This is a genomic window from Actinoplanes campanulatus, assembly GCF_014647795.1.
Lineage (GTDB): Bacteria > Actinomycetota > Actinomycetes > Mycobacteriales > Micromonosporaceae > Actinoplanes > Actinoplanes campanulatus.
On sequence record NZ_BMPW01000025.1, the window covers coordinates 78,343 to 97,132 of the forward strand.

Below are 18,790 nucleotides of genomic sequence, written 5' to 3' on the forward strand. Positions count from 1 at the left end.
CGGCCGACACCGGTTACCGCAGCGAGTGACCGTAGGCCGGGGTGTACTCGGGTGCGGTCTCGGGAACGTTCGGGTAGCGGATGCCGCCCTCGGTCTCCCACCAACGGTTGGTGTACTCGCTCGGCTTCTTGTATTCGAATATCGCCGCCAGACCGAGTAGGGAAATCGGATTGTCTGCCCAGAAGTCCCAGCCATCCCGCTCGGCACAAAAGGTGTCGCGTTCCCTGTCGTACCAGATTGAGAATCCTTTATTTTCCAGGACCGCGATCGCTGTCGTGTAGACATTCATGTGTTCGCTCAGCGCCGGCATCCCGACTCCTATCTTTCTCGGATGAGGTTCATACCACACCGGCGCCCTGCCCGGCCTCCCACGCCGACCACAGCCTGGCGTAGACGCCGCCGGCGGCGATCAGATCAGCGTGCGTCCCGTTCTCGGTGATGCGGCCGTGCTCCATCACCACGATCCGGTCGCACGCGGCGGCTTGGGTGAGCCGGTGGGCGATCACCAGCCCGGTACGGCCGGCGAGAGCCGCATCGGCTGCCCGGTCGAGCAGCCCCGACTGCGTGGAGCCGGCCTCGGCGGTTGCCTCGTCGAGGATGGCGAGGTCGGGGTCGGTGAGCAGCAGGCGGGCGAGGGCGAGCTGTTGTGCCTGGGCGTCGGTGAGTGGATGTCCGCCGACGCCGACCATCGTGTCGAGGCCGTCCGGCAGCAAGTCGAGCAATTCCGCTGCGCCGGTGGTGTCGAGCGCGGCGCGCAGCTGGTCGTCGGTCGCGTCGGGGGCGGCGAGGGTGAGGTTGTCGCGCAGGGTCCCGGCGAACACGTGGATCTCCTGGGTGATCACCGCGGTGCTGCCGGGACGGGCCACGGTTCCGGTATCGGGTGGGTGGATGCCGGCGATCACGGACGCCAGGGTGGTCTTCCCCGCCCCGGACGCGCCGACGACGGCGATGCGCTGCCCGGTGGGGATGTCGAGAGTGATGTCCTCCAGCACACGAGGACCGGTCCCGTAGCCGAACGCGACGCCCCGGAGCCGGACGGCATGGGCGGTGCCCCGTGGTGTGGGCGGCTCGTCTGCGGTGTCCGCGACAGGCATGGTGGTGACGCCGATCATGCGGTTCAGCGATGCGAGCGCGGACTGGAGGGTGTCGATCACGAACATCAGCTGGTTGACCGGGCTGAGCAGGCGCAGCACGAGCAGCATGGCGGTGGTCGCACCACCGACGGTCGAGGTTCCGTGGTCGATCAGGACGAAGCCGACCACGAGGACGGCGGCCAGGCTCAGGCACTCGCCGAGATTGAGGCGGGCGTTGAGCATGCTCTGCACGGTGCGCGCCCGCAGCGTCTGCACCGCGACAGCCCAGGAGGCGGTCATCACGGTGCGGTGGCGCTGTTCGCCGAGTCCGAAGCCGAGCACTGTCGCATGGCCTCGCTGGGATTCGACGATCTGCTGGGCACGGGCGCTCATCGCCGCCCGCTCGGCGCGGTACACCGGTGGCCCGGTGCGCAGGTACCACCGCATCGCGAACACGTAGACGGGCAACACGACGGCGAGGGCGGCCGCGTAGGGCCGGTCCAGCGCCGCCAGCCCGCCCAGGGACACGGTGATGGTGAACGCGGTGACGGTGACCACGGGGATCACCGCGGGGGCGGCATCGGCCACGGCGGTCACGTCGTCACTGGACCGCGAGATCAGATCCCCGGCGCCGGCCCGCTCCACGGCGTGTTGCGGCAGCGTCAGGGCGCGGGCGACCAGCTCTTCGCGGAGCGCGGCGAGGACGGCGTGATAGGCACGGGTGGCGAGCACGATCGTCACCGCGGTGCCCGCCGTTCCGAGGACTGCCGAGAATGTCATGACCGCCGTGACGGTCAGCACGGTGCCGAGGCCGGCGGTGCCTGCCTGCGCCCGGTCGATGAGGAACCCGATGGCCACCGGCGGGATCAGGTCGACGGTGGTGCTGACGATCCCGAGCACCCCGACGACGGCGAGGCGGAGCCGGTGCCCGCGGCTGAGCCGCCAGACCTCCCTTGCCGTTTCGCGTCCGTCCGCGACCGGCAGCGCATCCTCGGCCACCGCGCTTGTCCCGGTCATGACGCCACCGGCCTTTCGAGTACCGCGAGTAGGTCCACGATGTGGTCGCAGCAGCCGAGCAGCGCCGGGGACGAGGCGATCAGCAACGTCGAGCGGCTCGCGCGGACGCCCCGTAGGCGCTCGGCGATCTTCTGTTCGGTCACCGAGTCGACCGCGGTGGTCGGGTCGTGCAGCACCAGCAACGGTGCGTCGGCCGCCAGGGCTCTGGCGAGCGCGACTCGTTGACGCTGGCCGCCGGAGAGGCGGTTGCCGCCCTCGCCGACCGGGACGTCCGGATCGGCGGCGAAGTCCTCACCGGCCGCCGCCCGCACCGCCGCCTCCAGCGGTTCCGGAGCACGGGCAGGCAGGGCGAGGTTGTCGCGAACGGTTCCGCTGAACAACGTCACCCGGTGGGGGGCGACGGTGACAAGGGAGCGGTACTCCGCTGAGGTCAGCTGGTGCGCCGGCCGTTCGTCGAGACGTACCTCGATGTCGTTGCCGGCCCGCGGGTTCAGCAGCGCGTCGGCGATGCGGGTGGCGGTCCGGTCATCGGCGCGTACCCCCACCAGCTCGCCCGGCCGCACCCGGATCAACGCGCCGGACACGGACACGTCCAGCACCGGCACCGGTGTGACCTCTGGAGGTGTCCCGTCGCCGGGCGCGGGTGTGACTGTTTCGGTGCCGGTGTTCCGCAGCGCGTCCAGAATGCGTGCGGCCGATGCGCGGGCGCTCGCGAGGTTGGGGATGGACGCGCTCGCGATCGACTGCATCTGCGGCATCAGCGCCTGGGTGAGGCCGACCGCGGTGATCAAACCGCCGATGCTCAACTGTCCATTCACCGTGAACCAGCCCGCCAGCCCGGTCACCGCGGCGACGAACACACCGTTCACGATGCCGGAGCCCACGAGAAACCTGCCGAGCAGACCGACGTTGCGCTGGGCGCCCACGAGCGTCTCCCGGCTGGCCTGCCGGTATCGCCTGGTCGCCTCGGCCTCGGCACGCACCCCTTTGATCACCCGGTAACCGGCGACCAGATCGGCGGCCCGTCCAACGGTTCCGGCGAGGAGGCCCTGGTATTCGCGGGTGTCCCGGGAGAGCCGTTCGCTGAGCACGCCCATCAACCAGACCGCCGCGGGCGTGCCCAGGAGCACCGCGACTCCCAGTGGCCAGTGCGTCACCAGCAGCGAGGCGGCGATGAACCCGATGGCGGCGATCCTCGCGATCGGCAGAACGACGAGCAGGCCGGCGTTGGCCAGGCGGGCGACGTCGTTGGTCATGACCGAGACCACCTCGCCGTCCGGTGCCCGCGCCAGGCCGCCGCCGGGATGCAGCACACGGGTCGAGAGGGTGGCCCGCAGCCGGTGCTGCAACAACTGGATCGCATAGGCGTTGAGCCGATTGGTGAGCCTGGCCGCCGCCGTCAGCGCGACATACAGCGCCACCAGCACACCGATCCACATCACCAGCTGCCCGGCGTCCCCGGTCGCCAGCGCCCGGTCGATCGCGACTCCCATCACCACCGGGACCGCCGACTCGCCGACCTGCCACACGACCGCCAGCAGCATCGCGGGGATCGTGACCCGCGGCAGTGAGAAGATGACACGCGCCACGAACCGGCCCGAGCTGTCACCCGCCCTGACCTCGAACGGCCACACATCAGGTGGCTCGGCCGGCGCCTGCCACAGCACCGGCAGCCACCTCGTCAGCGGCCCTCGCCCCAGCCCGCTCGGATCGGCGCGCCTCAATGGCTCTCCCGTGCGCGTTCCGCCTTGACCGGGAAGCACCAGCGCAGGGCATCGGCGAAGAGCCCTCGCCACCATGCGTAGTCGTGTCCGCCGGCGAACTCCCGGTAGACGGTGTCGTAACCCTTGCCGGTGAGCACATGGTCCAGCCAGCGGCTGTGCGTGTTCGAGCCCTCCAGCTCGCCGGCATCGTGGAAGATGCGGATCGGTGCCGGTTCCGCGGCCAGAAAGTCGGCGATCAGCGTCGGCATGGGGGTACGGCGCAGCAGTTCACCCGCCCCGGTGCCCCCTTTCAGTTCAGGGTGGTACCCGCACGAAGGGGACTGGATGATGGCGTTGCCGAACGTTGCCGGGTGATGGAGCGCTGTCCACCCGGCGCACAGACCACCGAAGCTCTCGCCGGCCAGCGCCACGTCGCCGGGGTCCCGTGAGAGCGGATACCTGTCGCGGAGCCAGGGCAGCAGCTCTTCGACAAGCATCCGGGAGAACGCCGGATCGCAGAGCAGCTCCTTGTAGCGCCGCGGTCCGAGCTGATCGACGAGGACCACCACACAGGGCCGAATCAGTCCCGCCCGGACCAGGGCGTCACGAACACTCGGCGCGCTGTGCTCCGGCGTACCGTCCAAATGAATCACGAACGGCAGTGCGCGCTCGCCCGAGAGTTCGCCAGGGGGCATCGAGACCCAGATGCGGCGTTCGTTTCCCAGCAGCTGGCTCGCCAGCACGGCAGACTCCATTGCCGGGGCCGGCTGCGCTTCGGCCTGGTCCAGCCAGGGCAACGGCAGCGCGTCGGGCAGCACCGCCACGGATGCCCCGGAGAACCTATCGACCGAGCACTCGGAGAATCTCGGTGGCGGGTTGAACGGGTCCGGAACCTGCTGTTCATCCCCCGCCGCCGCGCATCGTGTGAACACATACGAGAAGCGCAGATCGGAACGCATCCGCAGAGTGAGCGTACGGAACGGCGTCCCGGGCACCGCGGTGAACTCCGTGTCGATCCGGTTGAAGGCGATCTTGGGGCCGAGGACGACCGCGAGGGTGACCGTCGTGTCGGCCCCGGGCTCGTCGACGAACGTCACCTCCACCTCACCCGCACCGACCTGCTCGACGAGCGGAGCACCCGTCCGCTCAAGGTGCCGTCTGAACCGTTCCGGATCCCACTCGCCGGTGGACAGCTTCTCGACAAACGGATTGACCATTTCTCACATCTCTACTTCCGGGCTTCGGTGAACAGCAGCCAGCCGAGATAGCCACCGCCGAGCATGATGGTGATGATTCCCACCGGCAGAGGCGTGGGGGCGATGTGCTGGGCGATGTAGTCCGCCGCCAGACACAGCAGGGCGCCGACGAAGGCGGCGGGTGCGAGGGTGATCCCCGCGGTGCGGGTGAGCCGGCGGGCGATCTGCGGGGCGAGCAGTGAGATGAACGCGATCGGCCCCGACGCCGCCGTCACGGTCGCGGTCAGCGCGACCCCCACCACGATCAGGCCGAGGCGTACGGGCGAGGCCCGCACCCCTTGGGAGGCGGCCGCATCGTCACCCAGTTCCAGCTGTCGCATCGGCCGGCTCAACATGCCCGCCAGCAGCAACAGCACGGTGATGCAGGCGCCGCCGAGAACCACCTGATCCCACGAGACCCCGTTGAGGGAGCCGGCACCCCACGCGGCGGCGGCCATCGCCACCTCGAGATCGGCCTGGAGGATCAGCCACGTGTTCAGCGAGTCCAGCATCGCCGACAAGCCGATGCCGACGACGATCAGTCGGAATCCCTGCACACCTCCCCGATGGGCGAGCACGTACACGGCGACGGCGGTGGCCATCCCGCCCAGCAGTGCCCCGCCGACCAACTGCATGTAGGTGCCGTTGACGACCAGGATCACGATCAGCGCGCCGGTGTAGGAGCCCTGGGAGAACCCGATGATGCCGGGGTCGGCGAGCGGGTTGCGCAGCATCGACTGGAACACCGCCCCGCTCACACCCAGCGCGGCGCCGAACACCAGCGCCGCCGCCACCCGGGGCAGCCGCCACTCGACCACGATGTCGTGGACGAGCCCGGTCTCGCCGCCGGTCAGCGCGGAGACCACCTGCCCGGGACTGAGCTGGTACGAGCCGGTCATCAGCGCGAGTACCGCCATGCCCGCGGCCGCCAGCGCGAGCACGGCGCAGACGACTACCGAGCGCCGCTCGAGCCGTACCGAGATCCTCCGGTGCCGCAGCACCAGCACCCGCCGCCCGAAGTCCACCCGCTGCCCTCTCGCTGAGCGGGGGCGCGCGGACGAAACGCCTGTGCTCACAGTCCGCTCGCCTTCTTCCGCCGCACCAGCGCGATGAGGACGGGAGCTCCGACGAAGGCGGTGACGATGCCGACGGGGATCTCGCTCGGGTGCATGATGATGCGCCCGAGGATGTCGGAGGCCAGCAGCAGGATCGGGGCCAGCACGACGCTGTAGGCGAAGATCCAGCGCTGGTGCGGGCCGACGATCCAGCGAGCCACGTGCGGCACCATGAGCCCGGCGAAGCCGATGGGTCCGGCGATCGCGGTCGCTCCGCCGACGAGCAGGGTGAGCGCGATGATCGCGAGGACGCGGGTGCGGGCCAGCCGGACGCCTTGGGCGACCGCCAGGTCGTCGCCCATGGCCATGGCGTTGAGTGGGCCTGCCACCGCGACGGCCAGGATGAGTGCCACCGCGAGGAACGGCAGGATCGGCCACACCAGATCGAGTGGCCGGCCGACGATCGAACCGGCATTCCAGGACCGCATGGCGTCGAACGCGTCGGGGTTGGTCAGTTCGAGCGCCGACCCGGCACCTCTGAGCACCGCGCCGACACAAACTCCGGCGAGCACCATCACCGTCGGTGACTGCCCCTGCCGGGTCGCCCCGAGGGCGAGCACCATGAGGGTGACGATCAGGGCCCCGGCGAAGGCGAACCACATGTAGCCGGCGATGTCGCGGACTCCGAGCAGCCCCACGGCGACCGTCACCGCGAAGGAGGCGCCCGCGTGGAGGCCGAGGATGCCCGGATCGGCCAGCGGGTTGCGGGTCAGCGCCTGGATCAGCGCTCCCGCCACGCCGAGGGCCGCACCCACGACGAGGCCGACGATGGTGCGCGGCAGCCGGTAGTCACGGATCGCGAACTGATCGATGTCGGCGGACGGATGGAACAGGGCGTCCCACACCACCGATGGCGCGATCGTCGTCGACCCGATCATCACGCTCAGCACCAGCACGGCCAGCAGTGCCACGAGCGCGAGGACCAGCCCGGTCACGCGCCGACGCGGTCCGGGCACCGTCGCGGTGCCCGGACCGTCGTGGCGCAGGGAAAGCGTTGTCACTCCTTGGCGGGCAGGGTCGCCAGGGCGGTGTCGAGCGAGTCCAGGTACTGCAGGACGGGCCCGTAGGAGTTGTTGCCGGGGCAGAAGACCCCGAGCGCGCGACCGGAGTTCACGGCGGGCAGCGCCTTCCAGGTGTTGGTGGCGACCACCGGCGCGAAGGGTGCCTTCGGCCGGCCCGCGGCGTCGACCGGGTAGGTGATCACGTCGTACTTGGACAGCCCGGCGATCTGCTCGAACGGCAGGGCCGTCCAGCCCAGGGGGTCTGCGCCGGCGGCCGCTCGGGGGAAGTCTATGCCGAGGTCGCCCTGGGCGATTTCGACGCAACCGAAGTCGGCGATGGAGAACGTCCCGGGATCGGAGCTCTCCCAGCGATCGACGTTGACGAACTTGGTGGCGCCGATGATCTGGCCGTACGTCTGCTGGATCTTGGCGATCTTGTCCTTGAACTTCGCCTTCTGTTCGGTGAGCCCGGCCGTCACGTTGCCGGCCGCCGAGACGCCGTCGGCAAGGGCCTTCCATTCGACGTCGAGTCCCCAGAAGACTGTCGGGGCGATCGATTCCAGTTGCTTCTTGATCTGCTCGAATTCGCTGCCGGGGAGCTGGGCCAGGATGAGGTCCGGCTTCAGGCCGGCGAGCTTCTCCATGTCGACCTGGTCGCCGCTGGAGCCGAGATTCGTGGCCGCCTCGAACGTGGCTTTCTGTTCCGCGGGAATGAGGCCGAGTTCGGAGGCGCCCACCTCGGTGACGCCCACCGGCTTGCCACCCATGTCGATGAACGGAAGAGTCGTGTTGCCGATCGTGGCTACCCGCTTCGGGTCGGCGGGCACCTGGATCGTGCCGTTGCCGCCCGTGACGGTGCGCGTCTCGCCGGCCGCCGTGCCGCCGGTGTCAGCGCCGTCGCTGCCGCAGGCGGTGAGGACGAGCGTGGTGCTCAAGAGTGCGGCGACGAGGGCCGTCCCGCGTCGTGCCAAAGGTGTTTTGTGCATGGTTGTGCTCTTCTTTCTCTTCCTGTTTGTACGAAGGGGAGTCAGTGGGTGTCGGCAGGCGCCAGCTCGTGGACGGTGGCGCCCCAGCCGACGGTGTGCGTCGCATGGCGGGCGAGTCCGGCTCGGGTGATGACCGCGTCGAGCTCGGCGGCGGTGCGCAGACCGGAGCCGTGCACCGTGAGGCCGAGCAGATCCGCTTCGCCGTCGTGCTCGTCCAGGTCGCCGAGGTCGAAGGTCTCCTCGATCACCAACACGCGACCGCCGCTCTCGGATGCTCGGCGAAGGGCATGGGCGGCGTCGGCGTCGGGCAGGGATTTGAAGGCGCGGATGATGAAGACGGCATCCGCCGCCGGGCTGGGTTCGAAGACGGACTGCTCGACCACGCTGACCCGTGCGCGCTGCTGGTCGTCGGGGATCGTGTCGGGCAGGTCGCGCCGCAGCCAGTCGGCCTGGGCGGGCAGCGCGCAGATCGTGATCCGCAGGTCGGGGTGGGCGGCGAGGAACTCCCGGGCCTGGGCGCCGGCGCCACCGGAGTGGAGCACCAGGTGCCCGACACCTTCGAGGATGCCGGACTTGGCGATCGGCTCGGCCAGCGCGGGCTGGAACCTCGCGAGGCGCTCCAGGTAGCGGTCCTCGTAGTCCTGTTCGGCGCGCACCTCGGCGAAGGTCTGGCCCGTGACCGAGGCGTACGACGGCCGGCCGGTGCGGATCGACTCGGTGAGCCCGCGAAGGCCGAGCATCTCGCGACCCACCACCCCGGCGGGGTGCAGTCTGTCGGCGACGAACTCGAGCGTCAGGACCTCACCCACCGGTGTCAGCCGGTAGTGGCCGGGTTCGGTTTCGGTCAGGACGTCCAGGGTGTGCAGGTAGCGCAGCAGCTTGCCCAGAGCCCGTTCGTCGCAATCGGTCTTGATGGCCAGGTCTGTCACGCCGGTGACCCCACGGGAGATCAGCTCGGGAACGTCCAGTTCGACGGCGGTGCGCAGCGCCAACGGCGCGATCAGCTCGGCCAGCGCATGAAGCCTCTCGAACGGCGTGGCCGACTTCTCGGGGTCGGGCACCGCCGCGTCGGTCTCCAGGGCGACGACCTCGCCGCGACGCCAGTACCCGGCGAAGTCGATGTCCTCCTTCGGCACCCCGCGGTCCTCGACCAGATGGCGGCGCAGGTCTCGCACGGCCGTGTGCTCCCCGGCGAGCCACGCGAACGGCCGGCCATCCCACCAGCCGCTGTTCCTGACCGCATCCAGCAGGACCGTCTCGGCGCCCTCGCGTGCCAGCCAGGTCACCTCGACCCCTGGTGGCGTGCGCAACTCCAGCCGGTGGGAGGCCTCGATGAACACCCGCGCCCGCGTGCCCTCCGGCAGCTCGTCCAACAGCCGGGCGACGGCGGGGACGGTGGTGTCGTCGCCGGCGACCAGGAGCCAGTCCGCGTCCACCGGGAGCGCGCGCGACGCGCTCGGGCCGTAGAAGTGGATGCGGTCACCCGGTTGCGCGCGGTAGGCCCAGGTGGTGCCCACGCCGATGCCGTGTTTGACGAAGTCCACGTCCAACTCGCCGGTTTCAGCATTCCAGCGTCGGACCGTGTAGGCCCTCGACAGGGGCCGGGGGCTTCTCGGCAGGTCCACGCCCCTCTCCTTCTGCACCGGCAGCACCGGCTCGGTGTGGCCGAGGTAGCGGAACACGAGCCGGATGTCGTCGTCGAAACCGAGCGAGTCGAAGGCGGGCTGGGGGAAGCCATCGGCCGAGGTGAACGCGTTAAGCTGCTCGCCGCCCAGCGTGATTCGCCGCATCCCCGGCGTCAGGTCCACCACCCGAATGACCTCGACCTCGCGCAGGGTCAATGGGTGCACGGTGAGCCGGCGTGAGGTCTTCGGCATGCTGGAGGCAGCCCTTCCTGGTCGTTTGACAGAGCGACGGAACAGCGCCCGCGATTAGGTTAGGCTATCCTCACCTAGATTACTGTGCGCAGACTGCCGTATTGTTTAGGGGCGTGGCGCTCTCCCCCCTGTTCCCCGCCGACGCGAGCGATGCCCCGCCGATTCCGGCGGCGCGGTCGGACTCGACGGGGCATCCCCGCCGCCCGCTGCTGATCTGGGTCCGCACCGGCACCGCGCACGTGCGCATCGACGGCGACGCGGTGTTCCGCCTCACCGCCGGTCAGGGCACATGGATTCCCGCGGCCGGGTGGAACCACCGTGCGATCATCACCGAGCCAGGCACGGTCGCCTTCCCCCTGTGGTTCCAGGCCGGTGCCGACGGGCCGCCGGAAACGACCCGGTTCGAGGTCCCCGACGGTTGGCAGGACTGGCTGATCCAGCACTTCAACCTGCAGGTCACCCCGTTGAGCGGGCACGGGTACTTCCAGGACGCGATCACCGATCTTCTTCGCCGTCGCCCGCCTACACCTGCGCCGTTGACTCTGCCGGAGATGCCGAGAGCCACCGGCGCCAGAGCGGTGGCCGAGCAGTTGCTCCGCGACCCCGCGATCGACCTCACCGTCGAGCAGTGGGCGACCAGGGCGCTCTCCAGCCCGCGAACCCTGCGCCGCGACTTCCTCGCCGGCACCGGGCTCACCTTCGAGCAGTGGCGACTGCGCAACCGGCTGATCGCGGCGGTCGAGTTCCTGGCCGCGGGATTCGACGCCGACCAGGTGGCCGCACGGGTGGGCTTCGCCAGCCGCAACGGCTTCACGCGCGCGTTCAAGCAGCAGTACGGACTGACGCCCTACGACTTCGGCAGAAAGCTCGCCGCCAGTTCCGCCCGTGTCGACCTGACACCACGCGCCACCTTGGCACGCCAGACCGATGAGCTCATGCGCATGGTGCGGGGCGACGGCTCCTTCGCTGCCGCGTCCGATCTGCTGCCTGCTGCCCGCACCTCCCCGCACACCAACGACATGCACGTCCTGAGCTGGATGTACCGCGGCAGCGGATACCTCGATATCGGCGAAAGCCGTTACGAACGACACCGCGGCGTCGCGACCTGGATCCCCGCGGGCTTGAAGCACATCACCGGTCTCCGCGAGAACTCCATCTCGCTGCCCCTCGGCAGCGCCGGCACCGATGACCTCCAACTGACCGAACCGCTACAGGTGCAGTTCTCACCCGCCTGGGACGACTACCTGATGCACTGCGCCATCAGCGCCCGATCCGGACTGCACCCCGATGACTACGATCCCCGGCACATCCTCGACCTGTTCGCCGAACAGGTCGTCACGCAACGAGCGCTGTCGGTGCCGATGCCCACCGACCCGCGTGCGCGTGCGGCGGCGATGGACTACCTGCGCCACATCGACGTCTCCCGCGAATCGGCCGCGTTCGACGTCCCCGCCGAGGTTCACCGGGCCTTCCGCGACGAGACCGGCATGGCCTTCGCTCGCTGGCGCTACGCCGCCCGCATGCGCATCGCCCGTGACCTGCTGGTCGGTGGCGCCCAACCCAGCACCGTGGCCCGCCGCGTCGGCTACGCCCACCTGCCGACGTTCAGCACCGCCTTCAGTCGCTTCCACGGCCTTTCCCCACGCGACTACCAGGAACGCGAGACCGAGAAGTCCTGATCGCCGCCCCCGGCAACGGGTCCGGATACCGAACGATCTCGTTCCCCTGCCGCGGACGGCTTCGTCCGGACATACGCTGGCCGCATGACGACTCTTGCCGGCCGCACCATCGCGGCCCTGCGCAGTGAGCACGACAGTCTCGCGGATCTGGTTCCGGGGCTGTCCGACGGGCAGCTCACCGGCCCGTCCGGCGCCTCCGCCTGGACCGTCGCCGACGTGCTGTCGCACCTCGGCAGCGGCGCCGAGATCACCCTCGCCGGCTTCCGGGCGGCGACCGGAGAGGCGCAGGCGCCCGGCTCCGACTTCAACCAGGGCGTGTGGGACCGCTGGAACGCGATGAGCCCACGGGACCAGGCCACCGGCTCGATCGACGCGAATCAGGCGCTGGTCACCGGACTCGAATCCGTGCCCGAGGACCGTCACGAGGACCTACGGGTCAAGACCTTCCTGCCCGATCCGGTGCCGTTCGCGTCGTTCGCCGCACTACGGCTGAGCGAGGTCGCCCACCACACCTGGGACGTGCGGGCGGGCCTCGACCCGGCGGCCACCCTCGCCGACGGCTCGGCCGAGGTCCTCGCCGAACACCTCAGCGGCGGCCTGGGCTTCCTCCTCGGTTTCATCGCCCGGCCGAAGGAGGCGCCCGGCCACGCCGTCGTCGAGATCAGCGGCACCTCGTACCGCATCGTCATCGACGAATCGGCGCGGCTCACCACCGAAACCCTGCCCGCCACCGCGACGTTCACCGGCTCGCTGGAGTCCGCGCTGCGGCTGCTCTACGGGCGGCTCGCCCCGGAACACACCCCCGACGGCACCACGGTGACCGGCGCCATCACCCTCGACCAGCTGCGCGCCGTCTTCCCCGGCTTCTGATCGTCTCCGGGCCTTGGCGCGGTGCGCCAGGGCCCGATAAACCCCAACATCAACCATTTTCACGGTACGGGTAGAGCCGTTCCGCCGGGAGAAGCGCCGTCGCCGCGTCCACGTCACGGGCGTCGAGGTGACCCCGGATGCGGCGCACCAGTGGGGTCACGTCGGTGATCCCGGTGATCCACTCGTCGGCGTAGAGGGGCACCGCCGCACCGCCGAGGCCGAGTTGCAGGGAACGGTAGGGCAGCTCACGCAGGTGCAGATCGCGCTCCGGGTCCCACTGCACACGGGTGGGCGCCTGTTTGAGCGCACGCCGCCAGGTGACGCGGTCGGGGTGGACACCGCGCACGTAGTGGCTGAGGGCGGCGTTGTCGAGCGCCCACTCGAAGCCGGCCCGGGTGATCGAGATGGCGAGGACGTGCTCCTGGCCGGGTTTGGTGGCCCAGCCACAGCGGTACATCATCCACAGGAACGACGGCTTGATCCAGGTCATCCGCTCCCGTTTGAACGGCGGCACGAACCGCCCCGCGCTGACGGCCGGCACGGCGATCAGCGGCGAGTAGGCCTGGTAGACGGTGATCGTGCTGTCGTCGTACACCGCTCTGATCTCGTGTTTCACGCGCCCCATCGTCGAGGTTCGCGGTCGCCGCCGCGACCGGATTTCCGCCGCAGGTAGATGAAGACCAGCACCTCGAAGCCGAGCCCGACCGCAGCCGGATCGATGACGGCACGACAGCCACGGATGGTTCCGGCACGTTCCAGCTCTCGGACCCGGCGAAGGAGGCGAAGTCTTCGCCACCAAGGTCACCTATCTTTTGTTCTGTGACACACGCTGCGAACCCGTTACGTCAGCTTTCGCTCGACCAGTTGCGCACCCGCACCAGCGAGAAGTGGCGGACCTACCCGAGTGACGTGCTCCCGATGTTCGTCGCCGAGATGGACGTGCTGCTCGCCGAACCGGTGGTCGACGCCGTCACCGCCGCGGTACGGCGCGGTGACACGGGATACCCGGCCGGGACCGGCTACGCCGAGGCGTTCTCGGACTTCGCCCGCGAGCGGTGGAACTGGGGCGGCCTCGCCGTGGAGCGCACCACCATGGTTCCCGACGTCATGCAGGGCATCCTGGAGGTCCTCGACGTCATCAGCGACCGCACCGACGCCGTCGTGATCAACTGCCCGGTCTACCAGCCGTTCTACGACTTCGTCCGGCACACCGGCCGCGTCATCGAGGAGGCCCCGCTCGGCACCGGCGGCCGCATCGACCACTCCACTCTGGAGGACGCCTTCCGCCGGGCCACGAACCGCGGACCACGGCCGGTCTACCTGCTGTGCAACCCGCACAACCCGACCGGCGCCGTGCACACCGCCGACGAGCTCACGGCCGTCGCCGCTCTGGCCGCCCGGCACGGTGTCCGGGTCGTGGCCGACGAGATCCACGCGCCGCTCGTGCTCCCGGGCGCGGTGTTCACCCCATACCTGAGCGTCCCCGGCGCCGGAAACGCCTTCGCCGTGCTGTCCGCTTCCAAGGCCTTCAACCTCGCCGGTCTGAAGGCCGCGCTCGCGGTCGCCGGCCCGGACGCCGCCGACGACCTGGCCCGCGTCCCCTGGTGGGCCAAGGAGAGCCCCAGCCACGTCGGCGTCATCGCCCACATCGCGGCTCTCCGCGACGGCGGCGACTGGCTCGGCGCGCTGCTGGCCGGCCTCGACGACAACCGCCGCCTTCTCGCCGCCCTGCTCGCCGAACACCTGCCGCAGGTCCGCTACAGGCCGGGCGAGGCCACCTATCTCGCCTGGCTCGACTGCCGGGCGCTCGGCCTCGGCGACGACCCCGCGGCCGCCTTCCTCGAACGCGGCCGGGTCGCCCTCAGCTCCGGTCCGATCTTCGGCACCGGCGGCGCCGGCCACGCACGCCTCAACCTCGGCACCTCACCCGAACTGATCACCGAAGCCGTTCACCGGATGACGCGCGCGCTCACCGCGAGGTAGCCGGCTCACCGGCCCCGAGGTCGAGGTCGAAGGGTTGACGAAGCCGTTGCATCGCTTCGGCGCTGCGGTCGGTCTCCTGCTTCGGCGCATCGTCCTGTGCCGGCCGGTGGTCTGCGCCACGGAACTCCACAGCGTTCACAGACATGCTGGCTCCCCGTTCATCGGTCTCGCTTTCGGCGGCAGTATCACCCGTATTTCTCCGTTCGGGAACCTATTTGTCGTTCACCTTGAACAGCGGGGTGGCTCGAGCGCTGCATCCGCCCGCTCAAGGGCCGACGACCGGACACATACCTCGCATTCCCCTAAAATGGTAAGGCGTGATCGACTACCGGCTCCTGTTCCGGCGTGCTCCGACGCCGATGCTGGTCCTCGATCCCGACCTGATGATCGTCGAGGCGAGCGACGCCTACCTCGCGGCCACCATCGCCCGGCGCGAGGACATCGTCGGACGGCACATCTTCGACGCCTTCCCCGACAACCCCGACGACCCGGAGGCCCGCGGCGTCGAGGCGATCGGGGCATCGTTGCAGCGGGTGCTGCGCGACCGTGCCCCCGATGTGATGCCGGTCCAGAGGTACGACGTCCCGCAGCCCGGCGGCGGCTTCGCGACCCGGTACTGGGCACCGCTGCACGCCCCGCTGGTCAACGCCCACGGGGACCTGGAATTCATCGTGCAGCGGCCCGAGGACGTCACCGCGTTCATGCTCGCCCAGACCGCCGGCGCGGAGCTGGGCCGGCTCACCGAGGAACTACGCCAGCGCATCGGGCAGGCGGAGGCCGAGATCCTGGCCCGCCAACAGCTGCAACGACAGCAGCACGAAACAATGCAGATGCTCGCCGACAGCCTGCACACCGCGGTGCTGGGCTGCGATTGGCTCGGGCTGCCGGTGCTGTGCAACGACGCGGCACGGGCGCTCACCGGCGACCGGCTCGACGGCGCCCCCGCCGAGCAGTGGCCGCAGCGGCTGGGCCTGTTCGACCCGGCCGGGCATCCGCTGCCCGAGGCCGGCAACCCCCTGGTCGACACGCTGCACGACCGGCATGTCCACGAGGCCGAGGTCGTCATGCGCACACCGGATGCGCCGGCCCGTACCTTCCTCATGCATGCCGGGCCGATCGAAGGCCGCGCCGACGTCGTCGCCGTGGTGGCGATGAACGACGTGACGGCGCTGCGGCGCGCCGCCCGCCTGCAGGAGTGCGAACTGCGGACCTCGAGGCTCCTCGCGAGCGCCGAACCCACCGACGAGGTGCTCGTCAATGTGGTGCAGCTCGTCGGCTCGATGATCGGATGGGCGGTGACCGAGGTCTGGATCGTCGACGAGGTCGGGCCGGTCCTGCGCCGCGCCGCCTGCTGGGACGCCAGCGGGTGCGGCCGGGTCTGCGCCGACGGCGAACCGCTGCCGCCCGACGGCGGGCTTCCCGCCAGGGCCTGGCAGAGCAACCAGCCGCTCTGGTCGACGGACCTCGCCGAGGAGCGGGCGCCACTGCCCGCCGCGCTCGCCATCCCGATGTCCAGCGGCACCGACGTGCTCGGTGTGCTGGTCTGCTACAGCGAGACCACCGAGGTGCCCGACGACACCCGGACCGCGATCCTGACCGGGATCGGCGCCCGACTGGGCGGATTCCTCGAGCGCCGCCGCGCCGACAGCCTCGCCGCCGAACTGGACCGCACCAGGGACGAGTACGCCGCGCTGGTCGGCCATGAGGTGCGCACGCCACTGACCAGCATCCTGTCCTACACCGAACTGCTGCTCGACGAGCCCGGCCTCGCCCGCGACCACCGCGACATGGTGCAGGTGATGCACCGCAACGTCGGCATCCTCTCCATCATCGTCGACAAGCTGCTGGACGTGGCCGGCCTGCGATCCGGCCACCTCGAGGTCCACCGGCGGCCGATGGACCTGGTCTCCGTCGTCCACCAGGCGGTGGACGCGGCACGCGAGCGCACACGCCGGGACGTGACCATCGCGGTCGACGCACCCGCCACGATGCCGATCCAGGGCGATCCGGAGCGGCTGCGCCAGGTCACCGACGAACTGCTGAACAACGCGCTGGCCTGGGCGCCGGACTGCTCCACGATCGGGGTGCGCCTGACCGCCGACGCGTACGCCGCCGTGCTCAACGTCTCCAACACCGGCGAGCGAGCGCGGCCACCTGTTCGACCTGTTCTTCCGCGGCGACGCCGTCCGGCACAGCGGCATACCCGGCTCCGGTCTGGGCCTCACCCTGGCGCGCGCCGTGGTCGAGCAGCACGGCGGCGCCATCAGCGTCAGCGACCCCGCGGAACCCCTGACCGTCTTCACGGTCAACCTGCCCGCCCAGCCCACGGCGGACAGGTGACACAGCGTCAGCAGGTGGAGTGCGCCCCACCGTTCGGCGTCCAGTACATCGAGCCGCCCTGGAACTGCTGGTACCGGCCGCCGCCGCCCGGAGTGTCCGCCTCATCGGCGATCGGGTAGCGCAGGCAGCCGCGTTCCCAGCCCTTCGCCGCCCACTGGCTGCGGATGGCGCCGTAGACGGTGTGCGCTCCGGTTGCCGGGGTCCAGTAGATCGAACCGCCGCGCTCGAAGTGGTTGTACCGGCCGACGCGGTCAGGTGTGGTCAGTTCATCGGTGAGCGGGTAGCCGTAGCCGCCCTCGCGCCCGTACTGCACCCACTTGGAGAGGATCGCGCCCCACACGACGTGTGCGCCGGTCCGCGAATGCCAGAACACGCTTCCGCCTTTGAACCACTGCTGCCGGCCGCCGCCCGCCGCGTCCGCCTCGGTCGTCGTGGGACACCCGAGTTGCCCGTTCTGCGCGTTGAGCGACAGGTACTTGTCCTCGATCGCACCGTAGACGAGAACGCCGCAGTGGTAGCTGCCCTCACCGGCACGCGCCGGCGCGGAACCGATCAGCGCGGTCACCGCGAGGCTCACCGAAACCGTCGCCGCCTTGAACATCAGCCGCTTGGACATGGTATTTCCCCCGTAATAGTCCGGCTTTTACCTTTCACAAACGCCGAAAGAAGGCATACCACTCGGGGCTCGCGGCTCGCGGAGGTTCCGCGTGGCCCTGGCCGGAAGAACCGCCGATCTACCGGATCACCCGACTGGCCCACGACCGGACCCTGATCCGCAGCCTGTTCAACGCCTTCGGCAGCCGCCGGCGACCCGCCCTCTCGCGCTTCAGGCGCCGGTCAGGTGGCCCGGCGGCACATGTCCTCGGCCAGTTCGCGGGCCAGGCCGCCGTCGTTCTCGCCGGAACGGCGCTCTTCGGTGTATCCCTCAAGGTGTCTACCGGCCGAGGAGGAGCTTTCCGTTCGATGAACACACGTCCCGGCTTCGTCAGTGCTGCTCTCACCCGGCCGACCTAGCGGGAAGCCGGCTCCCGCCCGGCGGCAGCCTGATCGGCCGTGACGGCCAGGTAGCCGTCCTCCAGGCTCGGATCCAGGGGACGGGCCTGCGCGGACGGCGCGGTACGCGCGACCACCCGGTAACGCATGCCGTCGTCGTGCGGCAGCGCCGACACCACCGTGCCCTCGGCCGGCGCCGGCCCATCGGTGACGACCTCCCACACCCGGCCCCGAGCCCGGCGGGTCAGTTCCTCGACCGTGCCACGGAAGATCATCCTGCCCTTGGCCAGCACGGCCGCCTCACGGCAGGTCTGTCCGATGTCGTCGACGATGTGCGTGCTCAGCAGCACCGTACGACGACCGGCGAACTGGGACAGCAGCGTCCGGAACCGGATCCGCTCCTCCGGGTCGAGACCCGCGGTCGGCTCGTCCACGATCAGCAACCGCGGATCGGCCAACAGGGCCTGCGCGATACCCACCCGCTGCCGCATGCCCCCGGAGAAGCCGCGCAGCCGCCGGTCGGCGTACTCGGTCAAAGCGACCACCTCGAGCAACTCGCCGACCCGGCGGCGGCGCGCCGAGCGGTCGTCCATGCCCTTGAGCAGCGCCACATAGTCGAGGAACTGACGGGCCGTCAGGTCGGGATAGACACCGAGGTCCTGCGGCAGATAGCCCAGCTCACGTTGGACAGCGGTCCGCCCCGGTCCCGAGGCGATGTCGTGCCCGCCGACCACGACCCGGCCGGCCGACGGCCGTACGATGCCCGCCAGAATCCGCATCAGCGTGGTCTTGCCGGCGCCGTTGGCGCCGAGCAGACCGAACATCCCGGTGGGAATATCCAGGTCAAGGCCGTCGATGGCATGCACCCCACCGCGGTACGTCTTCGTCAGACCGGAGATCTCGATACGCATGGACGGT

Annotated in this window: 16 protein-coding genes; 4 read left to right on the forward strand and 12 right to left on the reverse strand. The window is 70.1% G+C overall.

Translation table 11 applies throughout. The annotated features are described in order from the left end of the window. Positions 1–13: 13 nt before the first annotated feature. From IEZ13_RS37965 to IEZ13_RS38000, 8 genes are all read right to left on the reverse strand, one after another. Positions 14–310 (reverse strand): hypothetical protein, encoded by a 297-nt coding sequence (locus tag IEZ13_RS37965; protein WP_183226342.1) that lies wholly within the window; start codon positions 308–310, stop codon positions 14–16. A 28-nt stretch (positions 311–338) separates the two neighbouring features. Continuing rightward, positions 339–2,090 (reverse strand): ABC transporter ATP-binding protein, encoded by a 1,752-nt coding sequence (locus tag IEZ13_RS37970; RefSeq protein WP_183226341.1) that lies wholly within the window; start codon positions 2,088–2,090, stop codon positions 339–341. Continuing rightward, complete coding sequence (locus IEZ13_RS37975; RefSeq protein WP_183226340.1) at positions 2,087–3,757, reverse strand: ABC transporter transmembrane domain-containing protein; 1,671 nt, start codon at positions 3,755–3,757, stop codon at positions 2,087–2,089. Before IEZ13_RS37975 ends, IEZ13_RS37970 begins: the two co-directional genes overlap by 4 nt. Positions 3,758–3,810: 53 nt before the next feature. Further along, entirely contained in the window at positions 3,811–4,890 is a 1,080-nt protein-coding gene (locus tag IEZ13_RS37980; protein ID WP_183226339.1) for an alpha/beta hydrolase, read from the reverse strand. A gap of 131 nt (positions 4,891–5,021) precedes the next feature. Next, positions 5,022–6,053: a FecCD family ABC transporter permease gene (locus IEZ13_RS37985; protein WP_183226338.1), complete on the reverse strand. Its 1,032-nt coding sequence runs from the start codon at positions 6,051–6,053 to the stop codon at positions 5,022–5,024. A 47-nt stretch (positions 6,054–6,100) separates the two neighbouring features. Beyond that, positions 6,101–7,078, reverse strand: a complete 978-nt coding sequence (locus IEZ13_RS37990) for a FecCD family ABC transporter permease (protein WP_229795534.1) — start codon at positions 7,076–7,078, stop codon at positions 6,101–6,103. A gap of 62 nt (positions 7,079–7,140) precedes the next feature. Next, entirely contained in the window at positions 7,141–8,130 is a 990-nt protein-coding gene (locus tag IEZ13_RS37995; protein WP_183226337.1) for an ABC transporter substrate-binding protein, read from the reverse strand. A 41-nt stretch (positions 8,131–8,171) separates the two neighbouring features. After that, positions 8,172–10,007: a siderophore-interacting protein gene (locus IEZ13_RS38000; RefSeq protein ID WP_183226336.1), complete on the reverse strand. Its 1,836-nt coding sequence runs from the start codon at positions 10,005–10,007 to the stop codon at positions 8,172–8,174. Positions 10,008–10,120: 113 nt separating this feature from the next. Here IEZ13_RS38000 and IEZ13_RS38005 point away from each other — a divergent pair, with 113 nt between their 5' ends. Together IEZ13_RS38005 and IEZ13_RS38010 are read left to right on the forward strand one after the other, a co-directional pair. Then, a complete protein-coding gene (locus tag IEZ13_RS38005) occupies positions 10,121–11,686 on the forward strand; it encodes an AraC family transcriptional regulator (RefSeq protein WP_203834054.1) in 1,566 nt (521 codons plus the stop codon). An 84-nt stretch (positions 11,687–11,770) separates the two neighbouring features. After that, positions 11,771–12,556: a maleylpyruvate isomerase N-terminal domain-containing protein gene (locus IEZ13_RS38010; RefSeq protein ID WP_183226335.1), complete on the forward strand. Its 786-nt coding sequence runs from the start codon at positions 11,771–11,773 to the stop codon at positions 12,554–12,556. Between the two features lie 49 nt (positions 12,557–12,605). Here IEZ13_RS38010 and IEZ13_RS38015 read toward each other — a convergent pair whose 3' ends face one another. Then, complete coding sequence (locus IEZ13_RS38015) at positions 12,606–13,181, reverse strand: DUF4291 domain-containing protein (RefSeq protein WP_183226334.1); 576 nt, start codon at positions 13,179–13,181, stop codon at positions 12,606–12,608. Positions 13,182–13,375: 194 nt separating this feature from the next. On the opposite strand from IEZ13_RS38015, the gene IEZ13_RS38020 reads away from it, so the two are divergent. Then, the gene (locus IEZ13_RS38020) at positions 13,376–14,539 is read left to right on the forward strand and encodes a MalY/PatB family protein (RefSeq protein ID WP_183226333.1); all 1,164 of its coding nucleotides are present in this window, start codon (positions 13,376–13,378) and stop codon (positions 14,537–14,539) included. Here IEZ13_RS38020 and IEZ13_RS47095 read toward each other — a convergent pair. After that, positions 14,526–14,684 (reverse strand): hypothetical protein, encoded by a 159-nt coding sequence (locus IEZ13_RS47095; RefSeq protein WP_183226332.1) that lies wholly within the window; start codon positions 14,682–14,684, stop codon positions 14,526–14,528. The genes IEZ13_RS38020 and IEZ13_RS47095 overlap by 14 nt on opposite strands. Positions 14,685–14,856: 172 nt before the next feature. Between IEZ13_RS47095 and IEZ13_RS38025 the strand changes: the two genes are divergently transcribed. Beyond that, on the forward strand, positions 14,857–16,998 hold the full coding sequence (locus tag IEZ13_RS38025; RefSeq protein WP_423243955.1) for a PAS domain-containing sensor histidine kinase: 2,142 nt from the start codon (positions 14,857–14,859) through the stop codon (positions 16,996–16,998). Here IEZ13_RS38025 and IEZ13_RS38030 read toward each other — a convergent pair. Next, positions 16,887–17,495 carry an LGFP repeat-containing protein gene (locus IEZ13_RS38030; protein ID WP_183226331.1) on the reverse strand — a complete coding sequence of 203 codons (609 nt, stop codon included), beginning with the start codon at positions 17,493–17,495 and terminating at the stop codon, positions 16,887–16,889. The genes IEZ13_RS38025 and IEZ13_RS38030 overlap by 112 nt on opposite strands. 394 nt (positions 17,496–17,889) lie before the next feature. Beyond that, a complete protein-coding gene (locus IEZ13_RS38035) occupies positions 17,890–18,783 on the reverse strand; it encodes an ABC transporter ATP-binding protein (protein ID WP_183226330.1) in 894 nt (297 codons plus the stop codon). Positions 18,784–18,790: the final 7 nt, after the last annotated feature.